This is a genomic window from Streptomyces sp. NPDC051364, from assembly GCF_040682115.1.
Classification (GTDB): Bacteria; Actinomycetota; Actinomycetes; order Streptomycetales; family Streptomycetaceae; genus Streptomyces.
The window spans coordinates 1-24,565 of the sequence record NZ_JBFBAH010000024.1 but is presented as its reverse complement, the minus strand read 5'-3'; the positions used below and the strand labels follow the sequence as shown (position 1 = coordinate 24,565).

At 72.9% G+C, this 24,565-nt stretch carries 21 protein-coding genes; 14 read left to right on the top strand and 7 right to left on the bottom strand.

Annotated elements, in window-relative coordinates:
* Nucleotides 1-149 precede the first annotated feature (149 nt).
* Nucleotides 150-2,009, bottom strand: a complete 1,860-nt coding sequence (locus tag AB0M76_RS32845; RefSeq protein WP_365956404.1) for a serine hydrolase — start codon at nucleotides 2,007-2,009, stop codon at nucleotides 150-152.
* 145 nt (nucleotides 2,010-2,154) lie between these two features.
* Here AB0M76_RS32845 and AB0M76_RS32840 point away from each other — a divergent pair, with 145 nt between their 5' ends.
* The 4 genes from AB0M76_RS32840 to AB0M76_RS32825 all read left to right on the top strand — a co-directional run bounded on the left by AB0M76_RS32840 (nucleotide 2,155) and on the right by AB0M76_RS32825 (nucleotide 7,291).
* Complete coding sequence (locus tag AB0M76_RS32840) at nucleotides 2,155-3,261, top strand: nitronate monooxygenase family protein (protein ID WP_365956403.1); 1,107 nt, start codon at nucleotides 2,155-2,157, stop codon at nucleotides 3,259-3,261.
* Nucleotides 3,262-3,275: 14 nt separating this feature from the next.
* Nucleotides 3,276-4,859, top strand: a complete 1,584-nt coding sequence (locus AB0M76_RS32835; protein WP_365956402.1) for an acyl-CoA synthetase — start codon at nucleotides 3,276-3,278, stop codon at nucleotides 4,857-4,859.
* A gap of 178 nt (nucleotides 4,860-5,037) precedes the next feature.
* Nucleotides 5,038-6,030: a hypothetical protein gene (locus AB0M76_RS32830; protein WP_365956401.1), complete on the top strand. Its 993-nt coding sequence runs from the start codon at nucleotides 5,038-5,040 to the stop codon at nucleotides 6,028-6,030.
* A gap of 130 nt (nucleotides 6,031-6,160) precedes the next feature.
* Nucleotides 6,161-7,291 (top strand): ionic transporter y4hA, encoded by a 1,131-nt coding sequence (locus AB0M76_RS32825; RefSeq protein ID WP_365956400.1) that lies wholly within the window; start codon nucleotides 6,161-6,163, stop codon nucleotides 7,289-7,291.
* Between the two features lie 49 nt (nucleotides 7,292-7,340).
* Here the strand turns inward: AB0M76_RS32825 and AB0M76_RS32820 are convergent, their stop codons facing one another.
* Entirely contained in the window at nucleotides 7,341-9,809 is a 2,469-nt protein-coding gene (locus tag AB0M76_RS32820) for a penicillin acylase family protein (protein ID WP_365956399.1), read from the bottom strand.
* Between the two features lie 164 nt (nucleotides 9,810-9,973).
* On the opposite strand from AB0M76_RS32820, the gene AB0M76_RS32815 reads away from it, so the two are divergent.
* Nucleotides 9,974-11,524 carry a fatty acyl-CoA synthetase gene (locus AB0M76_RS32815; RefSeq protein WP_365956398.1) on the top strand — a complete coding sequence of 517 codons (1,551 nt, stop codon included), beginning with the start codon at nucleotides 9,974-9,976 and terminating at the stop codon, nucleotides 11,522-11,524.
* A gap of 13 nt (nucleotides 11,525-11,537) precedes the next feature.
* Here the strand turns inward: AB0M76_RS32815 and AB0M76_RS32810 are convergent, their stop codons facing one another.
* From AB0M76_RS32810 to AB0M76_RS32800, 3 genes are all read right to left on the bottom strand, one after another.
* Complete coding sequence (locus AB0M76_RS32810) at nucleotides 11,538-12,359, bottom strand: YhjD/YihY/BrkB family envelope integrity protein (RefSeq protein ID WP_365956396.1); 822 nt, start codon at nucleotides 12,357-12,359, stop codon at nucleotides 11,538-11,540.
* A 104-nt stretch (nucleotides 12,360-12,463) separates the two neighbouring features.
* Entirely contained in the window at nucleotides 12,464-12,670 is a 207-nt protein-coding gene (locus tag AB0M76_RS32805) for a 4-oxalocrotonate tautomerase family protein (protein ID WP_365956395.1), read from the bottom strand.
* 64 nt (nucleotides 12,671-12,734) lie between these two features.
* A complete protein-coding gene (locus tag AB0M76_RS32800) occupies nucleotides 12,735-13,484 on the bottom strand; it encodes an SDR family oxidoreductase (protein WP_365956394.1) in 750 nt (249 codons plus the stop codon).
* 144 nt (nucleotides 13,485-13,628) lie between these two features.
* Between AB0M76_RS32800 and AB0M76_RS32795 the strand changes: the two genes are divergently transcribed.
* Nucleotides 13,629-14,579 (top strand): LysR family transcriptional regulator, encoded by a 951-nt coding sequence (locus tag AB0M76_RS32795; RefSeq protein WP_365956393.1) that lies wholly within the window; start codon nucleotides 13,629-13,631, stop codon nucleotides 14,577-14,579.
* On the opposite strand, the gene paaK is transcribed toward AB0M76_RS32795, so the two are convergent.
* Nucleotides 14,545-15,846: a phenylacetate--CoA ligase PaaK gene (paaK, locus tag AB0M76_RS32790; RefSeq protein WP_365956392.1), complete on the bottom strand. Its 1,302-nt coding sequence runs from the start codon at nucleotides 15,844-15,846 to the stop codon at nucleotides 14,545-14,547. The two genes, AB0M76_RS32795 and paaK, sit on opposite strands and share 35 nt — an antisense overlap.
* Before the next feature lie 110 nt (nucleotides 15,847-15,956).
* Here paaK and AB0M76_RS32785 point away from each other — a divergent pair, with 110 nt between their 5' ends.
* On the top strand, nucleotides 15,957-16,820 hold the full coding sequence (locus AB0M76_RS32785) for an alpha/beta hydrolase (RefSeq protein ID WP_365956391.1): 864 nt from the start codon (nucleotides 15,957-15,959) through the stop codon (nucleotides 16,818-16,820).
* 116 nt (nucleotides 16,821-16,936) lie between these two features.
* On the top strand, nucleotides 16,937-17,152 hold the full coding sequence (locus tag AB0M76_RS32780) for a hypothetical protein (RefSeq protein ID WP_266669892.1): 216 nt from the start codon (nucleotides 16,937-16,939) through the stop codon (nucleotides 17,150-17,152).
* Nucleotides 17,153-17,218: 66 nt separating this feature from the next.
* On the opposite strand, the gene AB0M76_RS32775 is transcribed toward AB0M76_RS32780, so the two are convergent.
* Nucleotides 17,219-18,868: an acyl-CoA synthetase gene (locus AB0M76_RS32775; protein WP_365956389.1), complete on the bottom strand. Its 1,650-nt coding sequence runs from the start codon at nucleotides 18,866-18,868 to the stop codon at nucleotides 17,219-17,221.
* Between the two features lie 190 nt (nucleotides 18,869-19,058).
* On the opposite strand from AB0M76_RS32775, the gene AB0M76_RS32770 reads away from it, so the two are divergent.
* The 6 genes from AB0M76_RS32770 to AB0M76_RS32745 all read left to right on the top strand — a co-directional run bounded on the left by AB0M76_RS32770 (nucleotide 19,059) and on the right by AB0M76_RS32745 (nucleotide 24,477).
* Nucleotides 19,059-19,859, top strand: a complete 801-nt coding sequence (locus tag AB0M76_RS32770; RefSeq protein WP_365956388.1) for a crotonase/enoyl-CoA hydratase family protein — start codon at nucleotides 19,059-19,061, stop codon at nucleotides 19,857-19,859.
* A 188-nt stretch (nucleotides 19,860-20,047) separates the two neighbouring features.
* Entirely contained in the window at nucleotides 20,048-21,010 is a 963-nt protein-coding gene (locus tag AB0M76_RS32765; RefSeq protein ID WP_365956387.1) for an OB-fold domain-containing protein, read from the top strand.
* Nucleotides 21,010-22,077, top strand: a complete 1,068-nt coding sequence (locus AB0M76_RS32760) for a thiolase domain-containing protein (protein WP_365956386.1) — start codon at nucleotides 21,010-21,012, stop codon at nucleotides 22,075-22,077. The genes AB0M76_RS32765 and AB0M76_RS32760 overlap by 1 nt, the downstream gene beginning before the upstream one ends.
* On the top strand, nucleotides 22,074-23,249 hold the full coding sequence (locus AB0M76_RS32755) for a thiolase domain-containing protein (protein ID WP_365956385.1): 1,176 nt from the start codon (nucleotides 22,074-22,076) through the stop codon (nucleotides 23,247-23,249). Before AB0M76_RS32760 ends, AB0M76_RS32755 begins: the two co-directional genes overlap by 4 nt.
* A 130-nt stretch (nucleotides 23,250-23,379) precedes the next feature.
* Nucleotides 23,380-23,619 (top strand): DUF397 domain-containing protein, encoded by a 240-nt coding sequence (locus AB0M76_RS32750; RefSeq protein ID WP_365956383.1) that lies wholly within the window; start codon nucleotides 23,380-23,382, stop codon nucleotides 23,617-23,619.
* A 384-nt stretch (nucleotides 23,620-24,003) separates the two neighbouring features.
* Nucleotides 24,004-24,477: a hypothetical protein gene (locus AB0M76_RS32745; protein ID WP_365956382.1), complete on the top strand. Its 474-nt coding sequence runs from the start codon at nucleotides 24,004-24,006 to the stop codon at nucleotides 24,475-24,477.
* Nucleotides 24,478-24,565 lie beyond the last annotated feature (88 nt).

The window sequence follows — 24,565 nt, the reverse complement described above, 5'->3', positions numbered from 1 at the left end:
CACGTCCCCGCGCCGCCCGGCACGGCGCCTCGCCGCGTTGTCGCAGCACCCTGGTACGTCCAGTACAGGCGTGCCGCTCCGCCTTGCGATGCACCGCACCGGACGACGCGAAAACGCACCCCACTGCCCCGAGGCCGCTTAGTCCACGCTTAGTCCGTCGAGCGGGTCCAGCCGGCGGCCTCGATGCGGGAGGCGTCCGCGGGGCGGTCCTCCGCGAAGAGGAGGCGGGCCGGTTCCGCCACGCGGACGACGTCCACGTACACCCCGCGGCCGACGTAGCGGCCGGTCGCGGTGTGGCGGAAGCGCAGGTGCACCGGGCGCCCCGCCCATGCGGAGAGCGGGGCCTCCAGGCGGTGCCAGATGCGGCCGGACCAGCCGCCGGCGCTGCCCTGCGGCCACTGCTCGGGGGCGCCGCCCGTGGACCGCAGCGTACAGAACGGCAGCGGCTCCCAGGTCTCCCCGTCGGCCGAGGCCTCCAGGTGGAGGGCGCCCTCGCCGGGCACGGTGTCCCACCACACGGCGCAGCGCAGCCGGGCGGCGGCCGTGGCCGGGGTCAGCGGGGGCAGGGTGAGCGTGCCGGACCCGCCGGTCTCCATCCCGGAGTACCAGGCGGGGCCGCCGTGCTTCGTACGGACCGGGACGGCGCGGGCGAAGCGGTTGCCGACCGCGACCCGCGGCGCGCTGCCGGCCCGCCAGGTGCGTACGGGGTGGACGGAGTTGCCCAGCAGGATCAGGAAGGAGTCGGTGGAGGGGTCCAGGACCAGGGAGGTGCCGGTGAAGCCGGTGTGCCCGGCGGAGTGCGGGGTGGCCATGGCCCCCATGTACCAGTGCTGGTAGAGCTCGAAGCCGAGGCCGTGGTCGTCGCCGGGGAAGGTGGTGTTGAAGTCGGTGAAGAGCAGTTCCACGGAGGCGGGGCGCAGGATGCGCTTGCCGGCGTAGACGCCGCCGTCGAGGAGGGTGCGGGCGAGGACGGCCAGGTCCCAGGCGGTGCCGAAGACGCCGGCGTGGCCGGCGACGCCGCCGAGGGCGTAGGCGTTCTCGTCGTGGACCTCGCCCCAGACCAGCCCGCGGTCCAGGCCCGACCAGGGCGGCCGTTGCACCTCCGTGGCGGCGGTGACCCGGCGCCAGGAGAGCGGTGGGTTGTAACGAGTGCGGTGCATCCCGAGCGGAGCGGTGATCTCGTCCTGGAGCAGGAGATCCAGAGTGTGACCAGTGATCCGTTCCAGGAGCAGCTGTAGCGCTATGAGGTTCAGGTCCGAGTACCGGTACACCGTCCCGGGGGCCTCCTGCGGGCGCACGGCCCACAGCATCCTCAGCTGCCCCTCGCGCGTGGACTGCTGGTAGAACGGCGCCCAGGAGCGCAGCCCCGAGGTGTGCGTGAGCAACTGGCGGACCGTGATCAGCTCTTTGCCGCCGCCGGTGAACTCGGGCAGGTACCGGTCCACCGGAGCCTCCAGCTCCAGGTGCCCGCGCTCCATCTGCTGCACGGCCAGGAGCGAGGTGAACAGCTTGGTCAGCGACGCCAGGTCGAAGACGGTGTCCTCGGCCATCGGGATGCGCTGCGCCGCCGGGAACTCCCGGACCCGGTCGGTGCGGCCGTCGTAGTCCGCGTACCGGACCGCCTCGCCCATCGCGCGGTGCAGGGCGATCGTGCGGCCCCGGCCGGCGAGCACCACGGCCCCGGCGTAGTAAGGGTGTTCGGGGGAGGGGCCGAGGAACCGCCGGGCCTCGTCGGCCGCCGCCTCCAGGTGCTTCTCGACGAGTCCCGCCTGGCGTGCGGAGCCGTACCGCAGGCGCAGCCCCTGGAGTGCGCGCCGCTCGGCCGGGTTGCCCGAGGCCCCCGCGGCCCCGGGCAGCGCGGCATGCAGGACGAGCACCCCGCCGAGCGCCAACAGCCGAGCCCCGAGCCGCCGCCGGCTCACCCCGCCCCCCACCGTGCCCGAGCCCGGCGCTTCCGGCCCGCCCGGGCCTCGGCGGCACGCCTCCTCGTCCCCCGTGTGCTCCTCCATCAGCGGCCTCCTGTTCGCCGAATCGGCTTCTCGAAGTATCTGCCCGCCGGCACGGCGGGCCCCGCACCGACCGGCCCGTAAAGAATCTGACGATGCATCAGAAAACCTCTTCCCTCGGCCGCCGAGCTGCGGCATGCTGCCGCCCATGGAGACGGAGCTGAGCAAGAAACTGGGAGTCGAGCACGCCATCTTCGGCTTCACGCCCTTCCCGGCGGTCGCCGCGGCCATCACCCGCGCGGGTGGATTCGGCGTCCTCGGCGCCGTCCGCTACACCGCCCCCGACGACCTCAAACGCGACCTCGACTGGATGCAGGAGCACACCGACGGCAAGCCCTACGGCCTCGACGTCGTCATGCCCGCCAAGAAGGCCGTCGACGGCATCAGCGAGGCCGATATCGAGGCGATGATCCCGGCCGGCCACCGCGAGTTCGTGCGCGACACCCTCGCCAAGCACCACGTCCCCGAGCTTGCCGAGGGCGAAGCCTCCGGCTGGCGGATCACCGGCTGGATGGAGCAGGTCGCGCGGGGCCAGCTCGATGTCGCCTTCGACTACCCCATCAAACTCCTGGCGAACGCCCTCGGTTCCCCGCCCGCCGACGTCATCGCGCGCGCCCACGACCACGGCGTCCTCGTCGCCGCCCTCGCCGGCAGCGCCAAGCACGCCCGCCGCCACGCCGAAGCGGGCATCGACATCGTCGTCGCCCAGGGCTACGAGGCCGGCGGCCACACCGGCGACATCGCCACGATGGTCCTGGTCCCCGAGATCACCGAGGCCGTCGCCCCGCTCCCCGTCCTCGCCGCCGGCGGCATCGGCAGCGGCGAGCAGATCGCCGCCGGCCTGGCCCTCGGCGCCCAGGGCGCCTGGCTCGGCTCCCTCTGGCTCACCACCACCGAGGCGGACCTGCACTCCCGCGCGCTGACCGAGAAGCTCCTGGCCGCCGGATCCGGCGACACCGTCCGCTCCCGCGCCCTCACCGGCAAGCCCGCCCGCCAGCTACGCACCGAGTGGACCGACGCCTGGGACGACCCGGACGGCCCCGGCGCGCTCCCGATGCCCCTGCAGGGGCTGCTGGTCGCCGAGGCCGTCTCCCGGATCCAGAAGTACGAGGTCCAGCCGCTGCTCGGTACGCCCGTCGGCCAGATCGTCGGCCGGATGAACTCCGAACGCAGCGTCCAGGCCGTCTTCGACGAGCTCACCAGCGGCTTCGAGTGCGCCATCGACCGCATCAACCGCATCGCCGGCCGGGCCTGAGAGGCGTGATCAGCATGAGTGACCAGCAGCCCCCATGGGGGTCCCCCGGGACGAAGTCCGGGGGAGGATTCTGGGCCCAGGCGGCCGCCGACCCCGAGCGCACCGTACTCGTCACCCCCGAGGGAGAGGAGTGGAGCGCCGGCCGGCTGCACGCCGACGTGAACCGTCTCGTCCACGGACTGCGCGCCGCCGGTCTGGAGAAGGGCGACGTGTTCGCCGTCGTCCTCCCCAACGGCGTCGAGTTCATCACCGCCTACCTCGCCGCCTCCCAGGCCGGGTTCTACCTCGTCCCGGTCAACCACCACCTCGTCGGCCCCGAGATCGCCTGGATCGTCTCCGACTCCGGCGCCAAGGTCCTCATCGCCCACGAGCGCTTCGCCGACGCCGCCACCGCCGCGGCCGACGAGGCGGGCCTGCCCGCGAGCCACCGCTACGCGGTCGGAGCGGTCGCCGGCTTCCGCCCTTACGCCCAGCTCCGCGGCGGACAGCCCGCAACACCGCCCGACGGGCGGACCCTCGGCTGGGTCATGAACTACACCTCCGGCACCACCGGGCGCCCGCGCGGCATCCGCCGCCCGCTGCCCGGCAAGCTCCCGGAGGAGACGTACCTCGGCGGCTTCCTCGGGATCTTCGGCATCCGCCCGTTCGACGGCAACGTGCACCTGGTGTGCTCGCCGCTCTACCACACCGCCGTCCTCCAATTCGCGGGCGCCGCCCTGCACATCGGGCACCCGCTGGTCCTGATGGACCGCTGGACCCCGCAGGAGATGCTGCGGCTCATCGACGGCCACGCCTGCACGCACACCCACATGGTCCCGACGCAGTTCCACCGGCTGCTCGCCCTCCCGCAGGAGACGAAGGACGCGTACGACGTCTCCTCGATGCGGCACGCGATCCACGGGGCCGCGCCCTGCCCGGACCACGTCAAGCGGGCGATGATCGACTGGTGGGGCACGTGCGTGGAGGAGTACTACGCGGCCAGCGAGGGCGGCGGCGCGTTCGCCACCGCCGAGGACTGGCTGAAGAAGCCCGGAACGGTCGGCAAGGCCTGGCCGATCAGCGAGCTCGCCATCTTCGACGACGACGGCAACCGGCTGCCGCCCGGCGAACTCGGCACCGTCTACCTCAAGATGAACACCGGCGGGTTCAGCTACCACAAGGACGAGGGCAAGACGAAGAAGAACCGCATCGGCGACTTCTTCACGGTGGGCGACCTCGGGCTGATGGACGAGGAGGGATACCTCTTCCTGCGCGACCGCAAGATCGACATGATCATCTCGGGCGGTGTGAACATCTATCCGGCCGAGATCGAGTCGGCCCTGCTCACCCATCCGGCGGTCGCCGACGCCGCCGCCTTCGGGATCCCGCACGCCGACTGGGGCGAGGAGGTGAAGGCGGTCATCGAACCGGCCGAGGGCTTCGTGGCCGGGGACGCCCTCGCCGCGGAGATCCTGCACCACTGCGAGCGGCAGCTGGCCGGCTTCAAGCGGCCCAAGTCGGTCGACTTCATCGAGACGATGCCGCGCGACCCGAACGGCAAGCTGTACAAGCGGAGGCTGCGCGATCCGTACTGGGAGGGCCGCGACCGGGCAGTGTGACCGCGGTCGCCTGACCAGAGCAACCTTGCGGGCCGGCCGGAGTAACGGGCGGCCGTGCCTGTGAAGGGGCGGGCAAGAGCGTCGGTGAGATGGACGGCGGCGGGCCAACGAGGTCCATCCACAGCCACCTCACTCCACTCCTCCCGGCCGTGCGCGGCCCGGGGGAGGTAAGGACGTCATGAACGCGAGTACCACCTTCCGCCGCTCCCGGCGCCGGGCCCTGGCCGTCGCGGCCCTCACGGCGGCGGCCGTCACCGGCCAGCTGCTCGTCATGTCCCCGCTGGCCCAAGCGGACGGCGACCACACCGCCCGTGCGATCGCCTCGGCCATGAACCAGCCGGAGCCGCCGCCGGAATCCGGCGACCCGTTCGGGGGAGACGACGGCCGGCACGAGGACGGCCGGGGCGACGACGGCCGGCACGAGGACGGCCGGCACGAGGACGGCCGGCACGAGGACGGCCGGCACGAGAACGGATCGGAGCCCGGGGACGACGAGTCGAAGCCGGCGACGAAGACCGTGCACGGACTGCAGGAGTTCACCGCGGACGGCAGCTTCGTGGCGCCGAAGGGCGTCACCTCCGTGTTCATCCAGGCCTGGGGGGCCGGCGGTGGCGGCGGTGGCGGCGGTGGCGGCGGCAGCACACCGAACGACAGTGCCGGCGGCCCCGGTGGCGGTGGCGGTGGTGGCGGCTTCGTCTGGTGCACCATTCCGGTGAAGTCGTCGAAGAGCTACACGGTGGTGCTCGGCGACGGGGGCGTCCACGGCGGCGGGGGCGCGGCAGGCTCGGCCGGCGCACCCGGCAGCGCCGGGACGGTGGGCGCCGCGGGTACGGCCACCACCCTGACCTCGTCCCAGGGCGACATCATCGCCACGGCCACCGGCGGTGGCGGCGGCGGTGGCGGCGGTGGCGGTGGGGCCACCGACGGCGCGCCCGGCACGCCCGGCGCCGGAGGCACCGGCAGCAGCTGCCGCACCGGCGGTCTGACCCGGCCCGGCCTGAACGCCCAGGACGACACCGGCGGCGGCGCCGTCGACGGCATCGTCGCCACGCCGGCCGGGACCGTCATCGGCGGCAACGGCGGCCGCGGCGGAGCCGGCGGTGCGGTCACGGGCCAGAACGGTTCCCCGGGGACCGACGGCGGCGACGGCTACGCCGTCATCTTCTGGTAGCCGGCCCGGGGTTGCGGCGGCCGCGGGTCCCGGGGACGGGGTCCGCGGCCGCCGCACCCACCTACGGGAACCGAAATGACACGGCCAGTCCTATTCGCCCTGAACATGCCGGTCGTGGCAGGTTGGGGGCATGAGTACGGCAGCACACAAGTCCCCTTTCACCGACTGGACCGTCGTGGTCCCGCTCGTCTCACTCCTCGCGCTGGTATTCAGCTGGGGGCGGGACCTGCCGGGATTCGCCGTGGCCCTGATCGCCCTGTGCCTCGGGGGCGCAGTGCTGGCGGCCGTCCACCATGCCGAGGTCGTCGCCCTCCGGGTGGGCGAACCCTTCGGCTCGCTCGTCCTGGCCGTCGCCGTCACCGTCATCGAAGTGGCCCTCATCGTCACCCTGATGGCCGACGGCGGCGACAAGACCGCCTCGCTCGCCCGGGACACCGTCTTCGCCGCCGTCATGATCACCTGCAACGGCATCGTCGGCCTGTCCCTGCTCGTCGGCGCCCTGCACAACCGGGTCGCCGTCTTCAACGCCGAGGGTTCCGGCGCGGCGCTGGCCACCGTGGCGACCCTGGCCACCCTCAGCCTCGTCCTGCCGACGTTCACCACCAGCAAGCCGGGGCCGGAGTTCTCCACCGCGCAACTGGCCTTCGCCGCCTTCGCCTCGCTCGCCCTGTACGGGCTGTTCATCGCCGTCCAGACGGTCCGTCACCGGGACTACTTCCTGCCCGTCGCCACCGAGGCCGGTGCGAAGAAGCCCGACGGCTCCGGCGACGGCGACGGCGACGGGGAGCACGCGGAGCCGCCCGGCTCCCGCGCCGCGCTGGTCAGCCTCGGCCTGCTGCTGGTCGCGCTCGTCGCCGTGGTCGGCGATGCCAAGGCCGTCTCGCCCACCATCGAGACGGGCGTCGCCAAAGCGGGCCTGCCCAACGCCGTCGTCGGTGTGATCATCGCCCTGCTGGTACTGGCCCCCGAGACCCTCGCCGCCGTCCGCGCCGCCCGCCGCGACCGCGTCCAGACCAGCCTCAACCTGGGCTACGGCTCCGCCATCGCCAGCATCGGCCTGACCATCCCGGCCATCGCGCTGGCCACCATCTGGCTGTCCGGCCCGCTGCTGCTGGGCCTCGGGCCGATCCACATGGTGCTGCTCGCCCTGACCGTCGTGGTCAGCGCCCTCACCATTGCGCCGGGCCGGGCCACGCTGCTCCAGGGCGGCGTGCATCTCGTGCTGCTGGCCGCGTACCTGTTCCTCGCCGTCAGCCCCTGAGCCCTGGGCGGGGCCGGAACGATCCGGCCCCGCCCAGGCTGGACCGGGATCAGCGGCGCTCGCGCGGCCAGACCACCTTCAGCTGCGGGGAGGTGAGGATGTCCCGTTCGCAGAACCGCGAGGTCACCCACCGCTCCTGGGAGAACAGCCGGGTCTGGTCGGCGTAGTACGGCGAGTTCGGGTTCGACGACTGGCCGTACGTCAGCAGCGTGCGCGCCACCGGGCAACGGCCGCCGTCCCAGCCGACCGCCTGGATGTGGCTGGAGCCGTGCACGACCTCCGGGTAGCCCCCGGCGGCCGCGTTCCACGGCGCCTCGATCTTGTTCCACACGCCCAGCGCCTCGGTGCCGCCCGGCACCGGCAGCTTCTGCCCGCCGCGCACCACGAACTGGTGCTCGCCGAGCGGCGCGTCCAGCGCGATGCCGGATGCCCGCAGCTCCGCGACCGTGTCCGCGAGCGCCCGTCCGATCCCGGGCGCCGCCTGGTCGAGCGTACGAGGGGTGCGTACGGGGTCGGCCGCGGAGAACGGCACCAGCCACAGGTCCTTGGCCGCCGTGCCCGCCGTCAGCTTGCGCCAGAACCGGTCGAAGAGCAGCGCGCCACGGCTGCCGGTGTCGGCCGTACGGTCCCAGCCCGCCAGCACCGCGCAGGCCGCCGAGACGTCCACCGGCCGGCCGTCGCTCGCGGTGGCCGCGCCGCCGGGCAGGGCGGCGCAGGCCTTCGCCGCGTCGGCCGCCGCCAGGTCGCCGGCCGGCACCCGGTTCGCGAACTGCTGCTTCTGCAGGTCCGCCACGGTCAGCCCGCCCTTGGCGGCCATCGCGGAGACGTCCTCCACCGCGCCCCGGGTCCGCAGCGAACGCGGGGTGCCGAGGCTGCCCCAGATCCGCTCGTACCCGGTCAGCGGCCGGTCGGCATTGGCCAGCCAGGCGCTGTCGTTGGAGTTCTCGGCGTACGGGGCGTCGCGCAGCGTCGGCGCCTTCCCCGCGCCGAACACTCCCGGCTGCACCGCGTCCGGGTCCGAGCCGAGCGCGCAGTCGCCGCGCGCGCCGTCGAGGACCGCGAGCCCGGACACCGGGTACGTGGCCCTGCCGAGCGGGGTGGAGCAGCGGGCGGCGAGCTCGTCGGTGATCCGGGGGAGCACCTGGGACTGGGTGAACAGCGTGCCGCCGGCCGAGTCCGCGGCGACCGTGTTGACCCAGGGCAGGCCCTGTGTGCGCTTCAGCGCGTCCTGGATGCCGGAGACCGTGCGGGCCTTGCCCATGGCGAGGGCGGTGTCGGAGCCGCGCAGGTTCGCGGCGTTCGGGTCGTTCAGCGCGTACGCCGTGCCGGCCGTCCAGGGCAGCGGCAGGCCCGGGCCGAGGCCGGTGACCACGGGTCCGTAGCGGGTCCACCACTGGGTGCGGGTGACGGGATCGGCGCCCGCCACCTGGACGCTGACCGTCCGCTGCGTCATCTTCTCCGGCTTGCCGTCGACCAGGTAGGCGGTCGGGTCGGCCGGGTCCAGGGTGAACTGGTGCAGGTTGACGGGGGTGCCGGTCGCGACGGTGTGGCTCCAGGCCACCTTCTCGTTGAAGCCGATGTTGACCACGGCGGTGCCCAGCAGGGAGCCGCCGAAGACGTTCAGTTCGCCGGGTATGGTCTGCTGCGACTGCCAGAACCGGCGGCCGCCCTGCCAGGGGTAGTGCGGGTTCCCGAGCAGCAGGCCGCGGCCGCTCGCGGTGGTGGAGCCGCTGAAGGCCACCGCGTTGGAGCCCATGTCGTAGCGGCCCGTGTCGAAGAAGGCCCGCGCGGCCTCGGCGGCTGCCGCCGGGTCGGCCCCGGCCGCAGGCTCCGTACGGGCGGCAGCGGCGCCGGACGCCGCCCGGCCCGGCGGCTGCGCCGCGGCGATGTCGTCGACGGCGCGCCCCTGGCCGCCGAGCACGGAGACGGCGAAGCCCCGGGAGGCCACGTCGAGGACGGTGACCGGGCGCACCCATGCGGCGCCCTTGCACGCCGGGTCGGTGATCTTGTTCTGGGCGAGCCAGGCGTTGTACCCGGCGGCCCAACCGCGCATCAGCTCCTTGAGGTCCCGGGTGGGGCCGGCCGGGGCGGGCGTGGCGAGGAGCTTCTCGACGGTGCCGGACTCCCGCACCCCCTTGAAGTACAGGTCGCTGGAGAGGTTCCTGGCCGCGGAGGAGAGCGAGCCGTCGGGCGCCGCGTCGGCGCCGAACCAGCGTGAGCGTTCGCCGGCCACGGTCACGAACCCGTCGGCGAGCACGCAGACCTGGTCGGCGGCCTGGGCCCAGCCGGTGCCGAAGCCGAGGTGCGCGTAGTCCTGGGCCAGGATGTGCGGGATGCCGTTCTCGGTGTACCGGATGACGGCGGACAGGCCGCTGCCGGACGGCCCGCGCTCGGTGGCGCCCGTCGCGGCAGAGGCCTGCGGCACCGCGGCCGTGACGGCGAGCAGGGCGGCGCCGGTGAGCGCGGCGCGCCGGAGCAGCGGGCGGGTGCGGCAGTATCCATCAAGAAAGCGCAACATGCCTCCCAAGTAGCCTGCGGATGGGCGAGGTTGCCCGTGGAACAGGCGGTGCTTGCGTGCCCCCACACTCATGCAGGCGGCCTGATGATCTGTCAACATCCCGTTTGGTATCCCGGTTGTGCCGGTCCTTGACCTTGACCGTCGGCGGAGACGAGGATCGCGCCATGACGGCAGCGCAGACGGTGCAGGCAGGGCAGGCCGGGGAGCCGGTGCGGCAGAACACGGTCGACGGGCTGGTGCGCGACAGCGCGCTGCGGGTCCCCGACCGGGTGGCCGTCCGCTACCGCGATCGGACCTGGACGTACGCGGAGCTCGACGCCGCCGTCTCCACCGGCGCCGCCGTCCTGCGGGAGCGGTACGGGCTGGCCGCCGGCGACCGGGTCGCGACGTTCGCCCACAACTCCGACGCCTACCTGCTCGCCTTCCTCGCCTGCGCCCGGGCCGGGCTCACCCACGTCCCGGTCAACCAGAACCTCACCGGCGAGGACCTCGCTCACATCCTGGACGACTGCACGAGCGCGCTGGTCCTCGCCGACCCGGACCTCGCCGCGCGGATCCCCGGGGGCCATGCCGTACGGGCGCTGCGCGACGCGTCCGGCTCCTTTCTGGCGGAGCTCGCCGGTCCGCAGCCCTTCGCGGCGGACCGCGACCCGGACGCCGTGGTGCAGCTGCTCTACACCTCGGGGACCACGGCGCTGCCCAAGGGCGCGATGATGACGCACAAGGCGCTGGTCCACGAGTACGAGAGCGCGATCGAGGCGCTGGACCTGGCCGAGGGGGACCGGCCGGTGCACTCGCTGCCGCTCTACCACTCGGCGCAGATGCACGTCTTCCTGCTGCCGTACCTGGCGGTGGGCGCGCAGAACACGATCCTGGACGCGCCGGTCGCGGAGGCGATCTTCGACCTGGTGGAGGCGGGGCGGGCCGACAGCCTCTTCGCGCCGCCCACGGTGTGGATCGGGCTCGCGGGCCACCCCGAGTTCGGGCGGCGGGAGCTGGGCGCGCTGCGCAAGGCGTACTACGGGGCCTCGATCATGCCGGTGCCCGTCCTGGAGCGGCTGCGGGCTCGGCTGCCCGGGCTCGGCTTCTACAACTGCTTCGGGCAGAGCGAGATCGGGCCGCTGGCCACCGTCCTCGGACCGGACGAGCACGAGGGACGGATGGACTCCTGCGGCCGGCCGGTCCGCCACGTCGAGGCGAAGGTCGTCGACGAGGACGGCGCGGACGTCCCGGACGGCACGGCGGGCGAGGTGGTGTACCGGTCGCCGCAGCTCTGCCTGGGCTACTGGAACGACCCGGAGGCGACGAAGAAGGCCTTCCGGGACGGCTGGTTCCGCTCCGGGGACCTCGCAGTGCGCGATGCGCAGGGCTACTTCACGGTCGTCGACCGGGTGAAGGACGTCATCAACTCGGGCGGCGTGCTGGTGGCCTCCCGGCAGGTCGAGGACGCGCTGTACACCCATCCGGGGGTGGCCGAGGCGGCGGTGGTGGGCCTGCCCGACGAGCGGTGGATCGAGGCCGTCACGGCGGTCGTGGTGCCGCGCGGTGAGGTGACGGAGGCGGAGCTGCTGGCGTACGCCCGGGAGAAGCTGGCCGGCTTCAAGGCCCCGAAGCGGGTGCTGTTCGTGGACGCCCTCCCGCGCAACGCCAGCGGCAAGATCCTCAAGCGTGAACTCCGGGACCGGTTCGGGCAGGAGGGCCGGCAGGGTCGGTAGACCCGGGCGGGCGTCACTCGGGCAGCAGCCCGGTGTCCTGGAGGCGGCGGAGGGTGAGGTGTTCGTGGACCATGCGGCCGACCAGGGCGCCGCCGTAGACGACGAAGCCGACGCCGACCAGCCAGGACTGGACGACCAGCAGGGTGCCGAAGGGGCCGTAGGTGACGGCGTTCGACGCGATCAGCGGGGAGAACACCAGCTGGGAGAAGACCCGCAGGCCGAGCAGGCCCAGGCTGGTTGCCACCGCGCCGGGCAGCAGGGCGCGCCAGCGGACCCGGCCGCCGAGCAGCAGCCGCTGGGAGCCCCAGAAGAACGCGCAGGTGCCGATGAGGTCGCCGGTGGTGCCGAGGATCGTGCCGGGCGCGTCGTTCGACGGCGCGGGGATCTCGACGAGCAGCCCGAGGTAGCAGACCAGCAGGGCGAGCCATACGACGTGCCGCCACATGGTGTGCCAGCGGGCGGTGGGCAGGTCCCAGGCCTTCTCGTACCCGGTCTGCACGGCCGAGCCGAAGGTCAGGCCGAAGACGGCGAGGGCCGCGAGCCCGAAGGCCGTGGTCCGCTCGAGCGCCAGGTCGGCCGCGCCGAACAGCATCTCCACCCGGGCCCGCGAGGACTCGGTGACCCCGAGGGCCTGGCCGAGCCAGCGGCCGAAGCCGGAGCCGCTGCCGGGGGCGGCGGCCGCGACGACCACCAGCAGCGGCACCAGGGTCAGGAAGCCGAGGGCGGCGAAGCCCATGGCCCGGTGCATCAGCTCCATCTCCCGCCCCCGGCTCCACGCCAGCCCGGCCGGGGAGGCCTGGAGCCGGTCGTGGAGCTGTCGGAAGATCGAGGTCACGCCTCATCAACTACCCGGACGGACCCGCCGGCTCTCGGAGGCTCCCCCGAAGTAGGCCCGAAGGGGTGGTTTCGCGTGCCCGCGCGGCAGCTTGCGGGATGCGCTCAGCCCTTGGTGCGGCGACGGTACTCCTCGGTCGGGACGCCCCCTGCACCCCAGTCCTCCAGGGCGACCTCGTCGATGAGGACGAAGGTGGTAGCGGGGTCCTTGTCGAGGACCCGGACCAGGAGGTCGGTGACACCGGCGATGATCTCGGCCTTCTGGGCGGCGGTGGCGCCTTCACGGGTGATCTTCACATTGACGTACGGCATGACGGGTCCTTCGGGGAAACCGGTGCGTGGGGCCGGGGTGGAGCGGGGGCTGGGGCGGGCAGGGTCAGGAGCGGCCGGTGACGTGGCCGCCGTCCACGCGCAGGGCATGGCCCGTCACGAACTCGGCGTCCGCGAGGTAGAGGACCGCCTGCGAGATCTCGGAGACCTCGCCGACGCGGTTCAGCAGCGCGAGGCCTCCGAAGGAGTCCACGTCGGAGCCCGCATGCAGCGGCGTGCGGATGATGCCGGGCGACACGAGGTTGACCCGGATGCCGTCGGCCGCGAGTTCGGCGGCGAGGCTCGTGGTCAGCCCGTGCACACCGGCCTTGCTGACGACCGGTGCGGAGGCCGGGAAGCCGGCCAGTCCGTGGTCCACGAGGACGGTGCCGATGTTGACGACGCTGCCGCCGCGCCCCTGCTCGCGCGCGGCGCGGACGAAGGACTGGGTGGTGATGTACGTGCCCTTGAGGTTGTGGGTCAGGAAGCCGTCCAGCTCCTCCTCGGTGACCTCGGTGAAGGGCTTCGGCGCGAAGGTGCCGGCGTTGTTCACGAGGACGTCGACACTGCCGAACCGGTCGAGCGCGGTACGGACGAGGGCCTCGCCGGTGGCGCGGTCGGCGATGGTGCCCGCGACCCAGGCGGTGCGCTCCGGGTGGCCGAGCGAGGCCGCTGCCTTGGCGAGCCGGTCGGCGTCCCGGCCGTTGAGGACGACGTTGGCGCCGTCGGCCAGGAAGGCGCGGGCGATGTCCAGGCCGATGCCGCTGGAAGAGCCGGTGATCAGGGCGGTGCGGGTGCGGGTGCTGGCGTCGGACATGGTTGTGCCTTTCGGGCTCAGTCGGTTCGGCCGGCCGGCGGTCGGTCCGGCCGGTTGTGTCGTTCGTCGAGCGACACCAGAAACGTATGGGCCCCGAACTCATAACACCACGACGGAATTTGAAGCATGTGATAATCCAGCGTTATGGATGTGGACCTGCGTGACCTGGAACTTCTGGCCGCCACCGCCGATGCCGGATCGCTGACCGCGGCCGCCGAACGGCTCTTCGTGAGCCAGCCCGCCCTCAGTCAGCGGCTGACGCGCCTGGAGGACCGGCTGGGCATGCAGCTGTTCGACCGGCAGGGTCGCCGCCTCGTGCCGAATGCGGCCGGCCGCAGGATGCTCGTCGCAGCGCACCGGATCCTCGGCGAACTGGAGTCGGCCACCCGCGATCTGCAGGAGATGCGCGACGGCCGGGAGCGTCGGGTCCGCTTCGCCGCGCAATGCAGCACCACCTTCCAGTGGCTGCCTCCGGTGCTGCGCGCGTTCCGCGAACGCGAGCCCCGTGCCGAGGTGCGGATCGAGGCGGTTGCCGACGACGCTCCCATTCCTGCGCTGCTCGCCGATCTCGTCGACGTCGCGCTGGTCACGAAGCCGGACGTGCAGATGGACCGGGTGGAGCTGATCCCGCTGTTCGAGGACGAGATGGTGGCCGTCGTGCCGGCCGGTCACCCCTGGGCGCCCCGCAAGCACGTGACTGCCGCCGACTTCACCGGTGTCGACCTGGTCCTCTACGACGTCTACGACCAGAGCCGGATCCCGTCGTTCCCGCTGCCGCTTCCCCCCGGGGCCCGGCCCGCCCGGATCACCACCATGCCCCTGGTCACCGACCTGGTGATCGAGATGGCGGCCGGTGGCCAGGGCATCGCGGTCCTGCCGAACTGGGTGGCCGCCCCGTACGTGGCCTCCCACGGCCTGGCGCTGGTCCGGATCGGAGCCCGGCCCCTGACCCGCACCTGGTACTGCGCCACCCGCCCCGGCCTCAGGCCGCCACACGTGGAGGCCTTCGTCGAGGAGCTCGTGGCCCGCCTCGGCCGTCCCGAGGCGGGTCTGCGGGCGGTTACCGAGCTTCTCGCAGGTCCACCAGCCGCTTGATCTTGCCCACCGAGCGCTCCAGGGTCTCGGGGTCGACCACCTCGACGCCCACGGAGACCCCGATGCCCTCCTTGACCGCCCGGACCACGGCGGCGGCCGCGGACTCCCGCTGACCGGCATCCGCCTCCCGGCGCGCCTCCACCCGTACGGTCAGGGAGTCCATCCGGCCCTCCCGGGTCAGCCGCAGCTGGAAGTGCGGGGCCAGGCCGGGCGTGCGCAGCAGGATCTCCTCGATCTGCGTCGGGTAGAGGTTCACCCCGCGCAGGATGATCATGTCGTCGCTGCGGCCCGTGATCTTCTCCATCCGCCGGAAGGCCGGCCGCGCCGTGCCGGGCAGCAGCCGGGTCAGGTCGCGGGTCCGGTAGCGGATGACCGGCATGGCTTCCTTGGTGAGGGAGGTGAACACCAGCTCCCCGGATTCGCCCTCCGGCAGCACCTCGCCGGTGAACGGGTCGACGACCTCCGGATAGAAGTGGTCCTCCCAGATGTGCAGGCCGTCCTTGGTCTCCACGCACTCCTGCGCCACACCCGGGCCGATCACCTCGGACAGGCCGTATATGTCCACCGCGTCGATGTCGAGCCGCTGCTCGATCTCCCGGCGTATCTCCTCGGTCCACGGCTCCGCGCCGAAGATGCCCGTACGGAGCGAGGTGCTGCGCGGGTCGATCCCCTGGCGCTCCATCTCGTCCAGCAGTGTGAGCATGTACGAGGGCGTCACCATGATCACCTCCGGCCGGAAGTCCTGGATCAGCCGGACCTGGCGGTCGGTCATCCCGCCGGACGCCGGGACGACCGTACAGCCGAGCCGCTCCGCGCCGTAGTGCGCGCCGAGGCCGCCGGTGAACAGGCCGTACCCGTACGCGATGTGCACGATCTGGCCCGGTCTGCCGCCCGCCGCCCGGATGGACCGGGCCACGACGTCCGCCCAGGTGGAGAGGTCTCCGTCGGTGTACCCGACGACGGTGGGGCGGCCGGTGGTGCCGCTGGAGGCGTGGACGCGGCGCACCTCGGAGCGGGGCACGGCGAACATGCCGAAGGGGTACTGGTCGCGCAGGTCGGCCTTGGTGGTGAAGGGGAAGAGGGAGAGGTCGGCGAGGGAGCGGCAGTCGTCGGGGTGCACGCCGGCCTTGTCGAAGGCCTGCCGGTAGTGGGGCACCCGCTCGTAGGCACGGCTCAGCGTGGTGCGCAGCCGCTTCAGCTGGAGCGCGGCGAGCTCGTCGCTGCTCAGTCGCTCACTGTCGTCGTGGACATCCGCATACGCCGTCATGCCGTCACCCCATCGAGAGCCGAGCCAACCGACCGATCATTCGGTAGATTGCCCCAGCCCGGCGACTAAATCAATGACTCGAACGAGTGATCGCATGATGGGATGGGCCCATGTCGATCTTCAACAGCTATGACGGAACCGAGCTCGCCTACCACGTCCGGGGCGAGGGCGAGCCGCTCGTCTGTCTCCCTGGCGGCGCCATGCGGGCCTCCGCCTACCTGGGCGACCTCGGCGGGCTGACCGCCGGCCGTCGGCTGATCCTCCTCGACCTGCGGGGCACGGGCGACTCGGCGATACCGGCGGACGAGTCCACGTACCGGGTCGACCACCAGGTCGCCGACGTCGAGGCGCTCCGGGTCCACCTCGGCCTGGAGCGCATGGACGTGCTGGCCCACTCGGCCGCCGGCAACCTCGCGCAGCTGTATGCGGCCGCCCACCCCGAGCGGGTGCGTCGCCTGGTCCTGGTCACCCCGACCTGCTGGGCCGTCGACCTCGGCTCGACCCCGGAGCAGTGCCTGGAGGTGGTCCGGGTGCGGTCGGGCAGCGAGCCCTACGACACGGCCATCGCCGCCTACGAGCGGATCCTGGGGATCATGGCGGCCGGTGGGACCCCCGCCCCCGAGGACTGGCGCCGGGCGATGCCCCTCGCGTACGGGCGCTGGGACGACGAGGTGCGCGCCCACCTCGACGCGAGCGACCGTGAGAAGAACGCGGCGGCGGCCACCGCCTTCGCGGGCCCCGGCGCCTTCGACCCGCCCGCCACCCGGGCCGGGCTCCGCCGTGTCGCCGGCGAGGTGCTGGTGCTGGCCGGGGAACTGGACAGCAACCCCACCCCCGCCCTTGCCGCCGAACTCGCGGGGCTCTTCCCGCACGGCGCCGTCGACGTCCAGGCGGGCGGCGCGCACTTCCCGTGGCTGGACGACCCGCAGTGGTTCGCGGCCCGGGTGGAGCGCTTCCTGGCCGAAGGGGCCTGAGCACCGGGCCCGGACGGACGGGCGGCCGGACGGCCTGGGGCGGCAGGCGGCCGCCCGGCCTCCGGCGTACGGTCGAAGGAGATGCCCCGCCCGAGGCGTGAAGGGAGGCGGCGGCGATGTCTGTCATCGACCCCGCGGTATCGGTACGGCTCGGCGCCGCCGGCGCCCGCCGCCTGGTCGGACTGCTGGCCGAGGTGGCCCTCCTGCTGGAACACCCCGGCCCGGTGCGGCTCTCCGACGAGCAGGCCGACGTACTGGGCCAGGGCACGGACCGCGACGAGCTCGCGTCCTGGACCCGCAGCCTGGCGGCCGAACTGCGCACCCAGCTGTAGCCGGGACCTGCGCGCGCGGCCTGCGAGGCCTGTCGGCCCCGCCTGCCGCTGCGGCGCCCGGCAGGATCAGTGCGCCGCGTCCGTGCCCGTGCCGGCGTCCGCCTCCGTCGCCACCGACTTCGCCCAGCGGTAGTCGGCCTTGCCGCTCGGCGAGCGCTGTACGGCGGGCGTGACGACCAGCTGGCGCGGGATCTTGTACCCCGCGAGCCGGGTCCGGCAGTGGCTCTGGATCTCCTCCAGGCTCGGCTCCGGGGCGCCCGGCCGGACCTGGACCACCGCCGCCACGTGATTGCCCCACTTCGCGTCCGGCACCCCGGCGACCAGGGCGTCGTACACGTCCGGATGGGACTTCAGCGCCTGCTCGACCTCCTCCGGGTAGACCTTCTCGCCGCCCGTGTTGATGCACTGCGAGCCGCGCCCGAGGACCGTGACGATGCCCTCCTCGTCCACCGTCGCCATGTCCCCGAGCAGCACCCACCGCTCGGAGCCCTTCCGGAAGAAGGTCTCGGCGGTTTTCGCCGTGTCGTTGTAGTAGCCGAGCGGGACGTGGCCGCGCTGGGCGAGTCGCCCGGGTTCGCCCACCGGCACCGGCTCGTGCGTCACCGGGTCCACCACCTGCGTACGGTCGTTGACGACGAGGCGGAAGCCCTTCTCGGGGCTCGAGTCGTCGGCCGCCCGGCCGTTGGACCCGGACTCCGAGGACCCGAAGTTGTTCAGCAGCATCACGTTCGGCACCAGCCGCTGGAACTCCGCCCGTACCGTCTCCGACATGATCGCCCCGGACGAGGAGACGCTGAACAGCGTGGACAGGTCGGTCCCCTTGAGCGGGCCCTTCAGTGCATCGATGAGCGGCCGGAGCATCGCGTCGCCGACCAGAGAGACGCTCGACACCTTCTCCTTCTCGATCGTACGGAGCACCTCCTCCGGCGCGTACTTGCGGTGGATGACCACCCGCTGGCCGTAGTTGAAGGCGATGAACGAGGTCAGCGTCGAGGTGCCGTGCATCAGCGGGGGAGCGGGGAAGAAGGTGAGCCCGGCGCCCTTCGACGCGACCCGTTCGGCGAGCTCCTCGGGCCGCTTCACCGGTTCGCCCGAGGGCTCGCCGCCGAAGAGCCCCGCGAAGAACAGATCCTCCGCGCGCCACATGACGCCCTTGGGCATGCCGGTGGTGCCGCCCGTGTAGATGATGAACAGGTCGTCGGGGGAGCGGGGCGCGAAGCCGCGCGCGGGCGAGCCGGCCGCCTCGGCGTCCGCGTACGCGACGGGGGCGATGGAGGGCTCCGGAGCGCCTTCGGGGACTGGCCCGACGCGGATCAGGTGGCGCAGCTTCGTCGTCTGCGGGAGGGCGGCGGCCACCCGCTCCGTGAACTCGCCCTCGAAGACGAGCGCGGCGAGGTCGGCGTCGTTGTAGAGGTAGACCAGCTCCTCCTCCACGTACCGGTAGTTGACGTTCACCGGTACGAGGCGGGCCTTCAGGCAGGCCAGGACGGTCTGCAGGTACTCGATGCCGTTGTAGAGGTGCAGTCCCAGGTGCTCGCCGGCCGTCAAGCCGCTGTCCAGCAGGTGGTGCGCGATGCGGTTCGCCGCGGCGTCCAGCTCCGCGTACGTGAGGCGGCGCTCGGCGCCGGTCCCGGGGTGGTCCACGTACACAAGGGCCTCGCGGTCCGGGACCACGTCGACGACCGACTCGAACAGGTCGGCAAGGTTGTACTCCACCGTTCCTCCTCACCCCCGAGGTTGCCCGTTGCCGGGCCCATGGCTGTGCTGCCCGCGGCGGTCATTAGAGCGCCGCTCAGCCCCAGTGGGAAGGGCGCCGCCCAAGAAATCTGACTGTGTGTCAGAAAACTATTGAACTGCACCCGGCCCTCCTGCAACCTGTTCTAGGTCTTGAGACGGGAGGACGGCAATGGGTGGGACGGAACACCTGACCGTGGAGCGCCACGGCGCCACGCTGGTGCTCACCATGAACAGGCCCGAGGCGAAGAATGCGCTCTCGCTGCCGCTGTTGGTGGGGCTGTACGACGGCTGGCTGGAGGCGGACGCCGACGACACGATCCGCTCGGTGGTCCTGACCGGCGCGGGCGGGGACTTCTGTGCCGGGATGGACCTCAAGGCGCTGGCCGGGAAAGGGATGGCGGGCGACCGGTACCGGGACCGTCTGAAGGCCGACCCCGACCTGCACTGGAAGGCGATGCTCCGCCACCACCGGCCGCGCAAGCCGGTGATCGCGGCGGTGGAGGGCTACTGCGTGGCAGGCGGGACCGAGATCCTGCAGGGCACTGACATCCGGGTCGCAGCCGCGGGCTCCACTTTCGGGCTCTTCGAGGTCAAGCGGGGCCTGTTCCCGATCGGCGGCTCGACGGTACGGCTGCCCCGGCAGATCCCGCGCACGCACGCCCTGGAGATGCTGCTGACAGGCCGCCCCTACTCCGCAGAGGAGGCCGCCCGGATCGGCCTGGTCGGGTCGGTCGTCCCCGAGGGGACCGCGCTGGCCAGAGCCCTGGAGATCGCCGAGCAGGTCAACGCGTGCGGGCCGCTCGCCGTCGAGGCCGTCAAGGCCTCCGTCTACGAGACGGCCGAAATGACCGAGCGGGAAGGGCTGGCCTCCGAACTGGTGCGGGGGTGGCCGATCTTCGACACGGCCGACGCCAAGGAGGGTGCTCGGGCCTTCGCGGAGAAGAGGCCGGCGGTGTACAGGCGGGAGTAGCCGGGGGCTTGGCCGTGCCTGGCCGTGCGGGTCGTTGCCGGTGCGGCGCCGCTGCCGGGGGGGCTCGGCCCCCGGACCCCCGCGCCTCAAACGCCGGCGGGGCCGGATTCCGCCGGTCGGGCGTCGTCCCGGTCCCGCGTCCGGACTTGCACGTGTTGTTGACCGTTTTCGAACATCGGAGGCCTCTCATGACAGCAGCCGCGTCCCCACCCGAGGTGCTCCGCGCGCCCCTCGTCGTCGAGTTCCCCTTCACCCGGTCCCTCGGGCCCGTCCAGAGCGCCTTCCTCACCGGGCTGCGTGAGCGCGTCGTCCTCGGCGTCAGGACCACCGGCGGCACGGTGATGGTCCCGCCCGTCGAGTACGACCCCGTCACCGCCGAGGAGATCCGCGAGCTCGTCGAGGTCGGCGCCACCGGCACCGTCACCACCTGGGCCTGGAACGGCGCCCCGCGCCCCCACCAGCCCCTCGGCACGCCCTTCGCCTGGGTCCTGGTCCGCCTCGACGGCGCGGACACCGCGATCCTGCACGCCCTCGACGCCCCCGGGCCCGAGGCCGTCCGCACCGGCATGCGGGTCCGGATCCGCTGGGCCGAGGAACGCAGCGGCGCCATCACCGACATCGCCTGCTTCGAGCCCCATGACGGCAGCGCCTCCACGCAAGCCGCCCCGCACGACGGACAGTTCGCCGACGCCGTCACCGGCATCGTCGCCAAGGCCCGCCTCGACTACACGTACAGCCCCGGCCGCGCCCAGACCGCCTACATCAACGCCCTCGCCGACCGGCGGACCGTCGGCGAGCGCTGCCCGTCCTGCCGCAAGGTGTACGTGCCGCCGCGCGGCGCCTGCCCCACCTGCGGAGTCGCCACCACCGACCAAGTCGAGGTCGGCCCGGCCGGCACGGTCACCACGTACTGCATCGTCAACATCAAGGCCAAGAACCTCGACATCGAAGTCCCCTACGTCTACGCCCACATCGCCCTCGACGGCGCCGGCCTCGCCCTCCACGGCCGGATCGGCGGCATCCCGTACGACCAGGTCCGCATGGGGCTGCGCGTCGAACCCGTCTGGACCGAAGGCGGCCGCCACCCCGACCACTACCGCCCCACCGGCGAGCCGGACGCGGACTACGACGCGTACAAGGAGCTCATCTGATGCCCGCGACGAGCAGGTACGCACGCGACGTCGCCGTCGTCGCCTTCGCGCAGAGCGACCACCGGCGCAGCACCGACGAACTCAGCGAAGTCGAGATGGTCATGCCCGTCCTGCACCAGGTGCTGGCCCAGACCGGTCTGAAGGCCGGCGAGATCGGCTTCACCTGCTCCGGATCCAGCGACTACCTCGCCGGCCGCGCCTTCTCCTTCACCATGACCCTCGACGGGGTCGGCGCCTGGCCGCCGATCTCCGAGTCGCACGTCGAGATGGACGGCGCCTGGGCCCTCTACGAGGCCTGGGTCAAGATCCAGACCGGCGAGGCCGACACCGCGCTGGTGTACGCGTACGGGAAGTCCTCGCCGGGATCCGTACGGGACGTCCTGAGCCGGCAGCTCGACCCCTACTACCTCGCTCCGCTCTGGCCCGACTCGGTGGCCCTGGCCGCCCTCCAGGCCCAGGCCCTGATCGACGCGGGCGAGACCGACGAGGGCGCCCTCGCCGCCGTCGGAGCCCGCAGCAGGGCTTCGGCGGCCGCCAACCCGCACGCCCAGCTCGGCGGCAGCGTCCCGCAGGGCGACTACCAGGTCCGGCCGCTGCGTACGGGCGACTGCCCGCCCATCGGCGACGGCGCTGCCGCCGTCATCCTCGCTGCGGGCGACACCGCGCGGCGGCTCTGCGAGAGGCCCGCCTGGATCACCGGCATCGACCACCGCATCGAGGCCCACAGCCTGGGCCTGCGCGACCTCACCGACTCCCCGTCCACCCGGATCGCCGCCGAGCACGCCGGGGTCTTCGAACGCCCGGTGGACACGGCGGAACTGCACGCGCCGTTCTCCTCCCAGGAGGTCGTGCTCAAGAAGGCCCTCGGGCTCGGCGAGGACGTGGCCGTCAACCCCTCCGGCGGGGCCCTCGCCGCCAATCCGGTCATGGCCGCCGGCCTGATCCGGATCGGCGAGGCGGCCGCCCGGATCCACCGCGGCGAGTCCGACCGGGCCGTCGCGCACGCCACCTCCGGCCCCTGCCTCCAGCAGAACCTGGTCGCCGTCCTGGAAGGGGACCCCGCATGAGCACGTCGGGCAAGGAGCCGGTCGCGATCGTCGGGATCGGCCAGACCAAGCACGTCGCCGCCCGGCACGACGTCTCCATCGCCGGACTGGTCCGCGAGGCCGCGGCGCGCGCCCTCGCCGACGCCGAGCTGACCTGGGCGGACATCGACGCGGTCGTCATCGGCAAGGCCCCCGACTTCTTCGAGGGCGTGATGATGCCGGAGCTGTACCTGGCGGACGCCCTCGGCGCGGTCGGCAAGCCCATGCTCCGCGTCCACACCGCCGGTTCGGTCGGCGGATCCACCGCCCTCGTCGCCTCCAACCTGGTCGCGGCGCGGGTCCACCGGACCGTCCTGACCCTCGCGTTCGAGAAGCAGTCCGAGTCCAACGCCATGTGGGGGCTGTCGCTGCCCGTCCCCTTCCAGCAGCCGCTGCTGGCGGGCGCCGGCGGGTTCTTCGCCCCGCACGTGCGCGCGTACATGCGGCGTACGGGCGCTCCCGACGCGGTCGGCTCGCTCGTGGCGTACAAGGACCGCCGCAACGCGCTGAAGAACCCGTACGCGCACCTGCACGAGCACGACATCACCCTGGAGAAGGTCCAGGCCTCGCCGATGCTGTGGGACCCGATCCGGTACTCCGAGACCTGCCCCTCCTCGGACGGGGCCTGCGCGATGATCCTCACCGACCGGGCGGGCGCGGCCCGTTCGCCACGGCCGCCGGCCTGGGTGCACGGCGGGGCGATGCGCAGCGAGCCGACGCTCTTCGCGGGCAAGGACTTCGTCTCCCCGCAGGCGGGCAAGGACTGCGCGGCCGATGTCTACCGGCAGGCCGGGATCACCGATCCGCGCCGCGAGATCGACGCCGTCGAGATGTACGTGCCGTTCTCCTGGTACGAGCCGATGTGGCTGGAGAACTTGGGCTTCGCCGACGAGGGCGAGGGCTGGAAGCTCACCGAGGCCGGGGTCACCGAACTCGACGGCGACCTCCCGGTCAACCCCTCGGGCGGGGTGCTGTCCACCAACCCGATCGGCGCCTCAGGCATGATCCGCTTCGCGGAAGCGGCCCTCCAGGTCCGCGGACAGGCCGGTGAACACCAGGTTCCGGGCGCCCGCCGGGCCCTGGGCCATGCGTACGGCGGCGGCGCGCAGTTCTTCGCGATGTGGCTGGTGGGGGCGCACGCCCCGGCTTCCTGAACGGAACTGCTCTTCCCGGCGGGTGCGCGGCTGGTGCCGGACCGGCCACGGGTGACTCACCGTGGCCTGTGCGGCACCCGCTGCGATGGTTACTCTGGCCCCCGGACGACGTACCGGGAGGAGCACGCACGTGGCCGAAAGCATGATCTCGCAGCCTCTGGCCGGCTGGGGCAAGCCGGACCTCGATCTCAGCGGGGCGGACTGGCAGTCGAGCAGCCGGGGAGCGGGCGACGTCCAGATCGCCTTCGTCGAGGGGTTCATCGCGATGCGCAACAGCGACCGCCCCGAGAGCCCCTCGCTGATCTTCGCGCCGGACGAGTGGCGCAAGTTCGTCATGAACGCGCGGGGCGGGGAGTTCGACCTGACCTAGTGCCGCGTCAGGCAACGTTTGCCCGTCAAGGAGCGGCGTCGGGTGCGTGCCGGGCGTCGCGACGGGGCGAACGTTGCCTGACGCGGCGCTAGTGCTGTGGCCGGCAGGGTTCACCGGGTCGCGCCCCCCGGCACGGCACCTCGCCGCGTTGTCGGACCGCGCAAGTACGTCCGGTACGGGCTGCGGCCCTCCGCCTTGCGATGCACCGCACCGGACGGCGCGACCCGGCAAACCTTTCCGGCCACAGCACCGGTCGGTACGGCCCGACGCGGCGCACCACCGGACGCGGAGCCGCCGCGCCGGTGGCGCCGTCGTAAATCCGCCTGACGCGGCCGCCCCGATGTGCGAGGGTGGCCGGTATGACGATCACCCGCCGAAAGGGCGATGCCGCGTAGACGGCCCGGCGCGCTGCGCGCCGAACGAGGAACGTACGAGGACCGGCGGCCGCCCGCCTGGGCATGGCAACTGCCCTCCGTGGACCGGCTCCCGGCCGCCGCCGCAGCGGCGGTCCACTGGGCCGGGCCCGGCCGGGGCGACGAGGTCGCCGACCTGCTGACGCGCTACCGGGCCTTCCTGGGCCGCCCCGGCAGCCCCCTGCTTCTGGCCCCCTCCGCGTGCCCTGCCTGCCCCGGATGCGCGCGCGACGACGTCGCCGTCGTCCGGGACGAACTCGCCGATCTCCACCACACCCTGCCGCCCGTCGCGCGCACCGCGCTGGGCCGCGTCCTGCACGGCCTGGACACGGAGTTCCGCCGGCGCACCCTCCCCGAACCGGACCCGCCCGCCGACCGGTGGACCGACTGGAGAGGCCGCCCCCTCGCCTGGTGGCACCGCCGGGTCTACGACGACACCCCCTAAGCGCAATGCCGTTGACGTAGGGCTGGATTGGTGAGACGACGTCATCGGGGGGTGGTGTCGGTGGCGTTGTCTCTTCCGGATCTGGCCG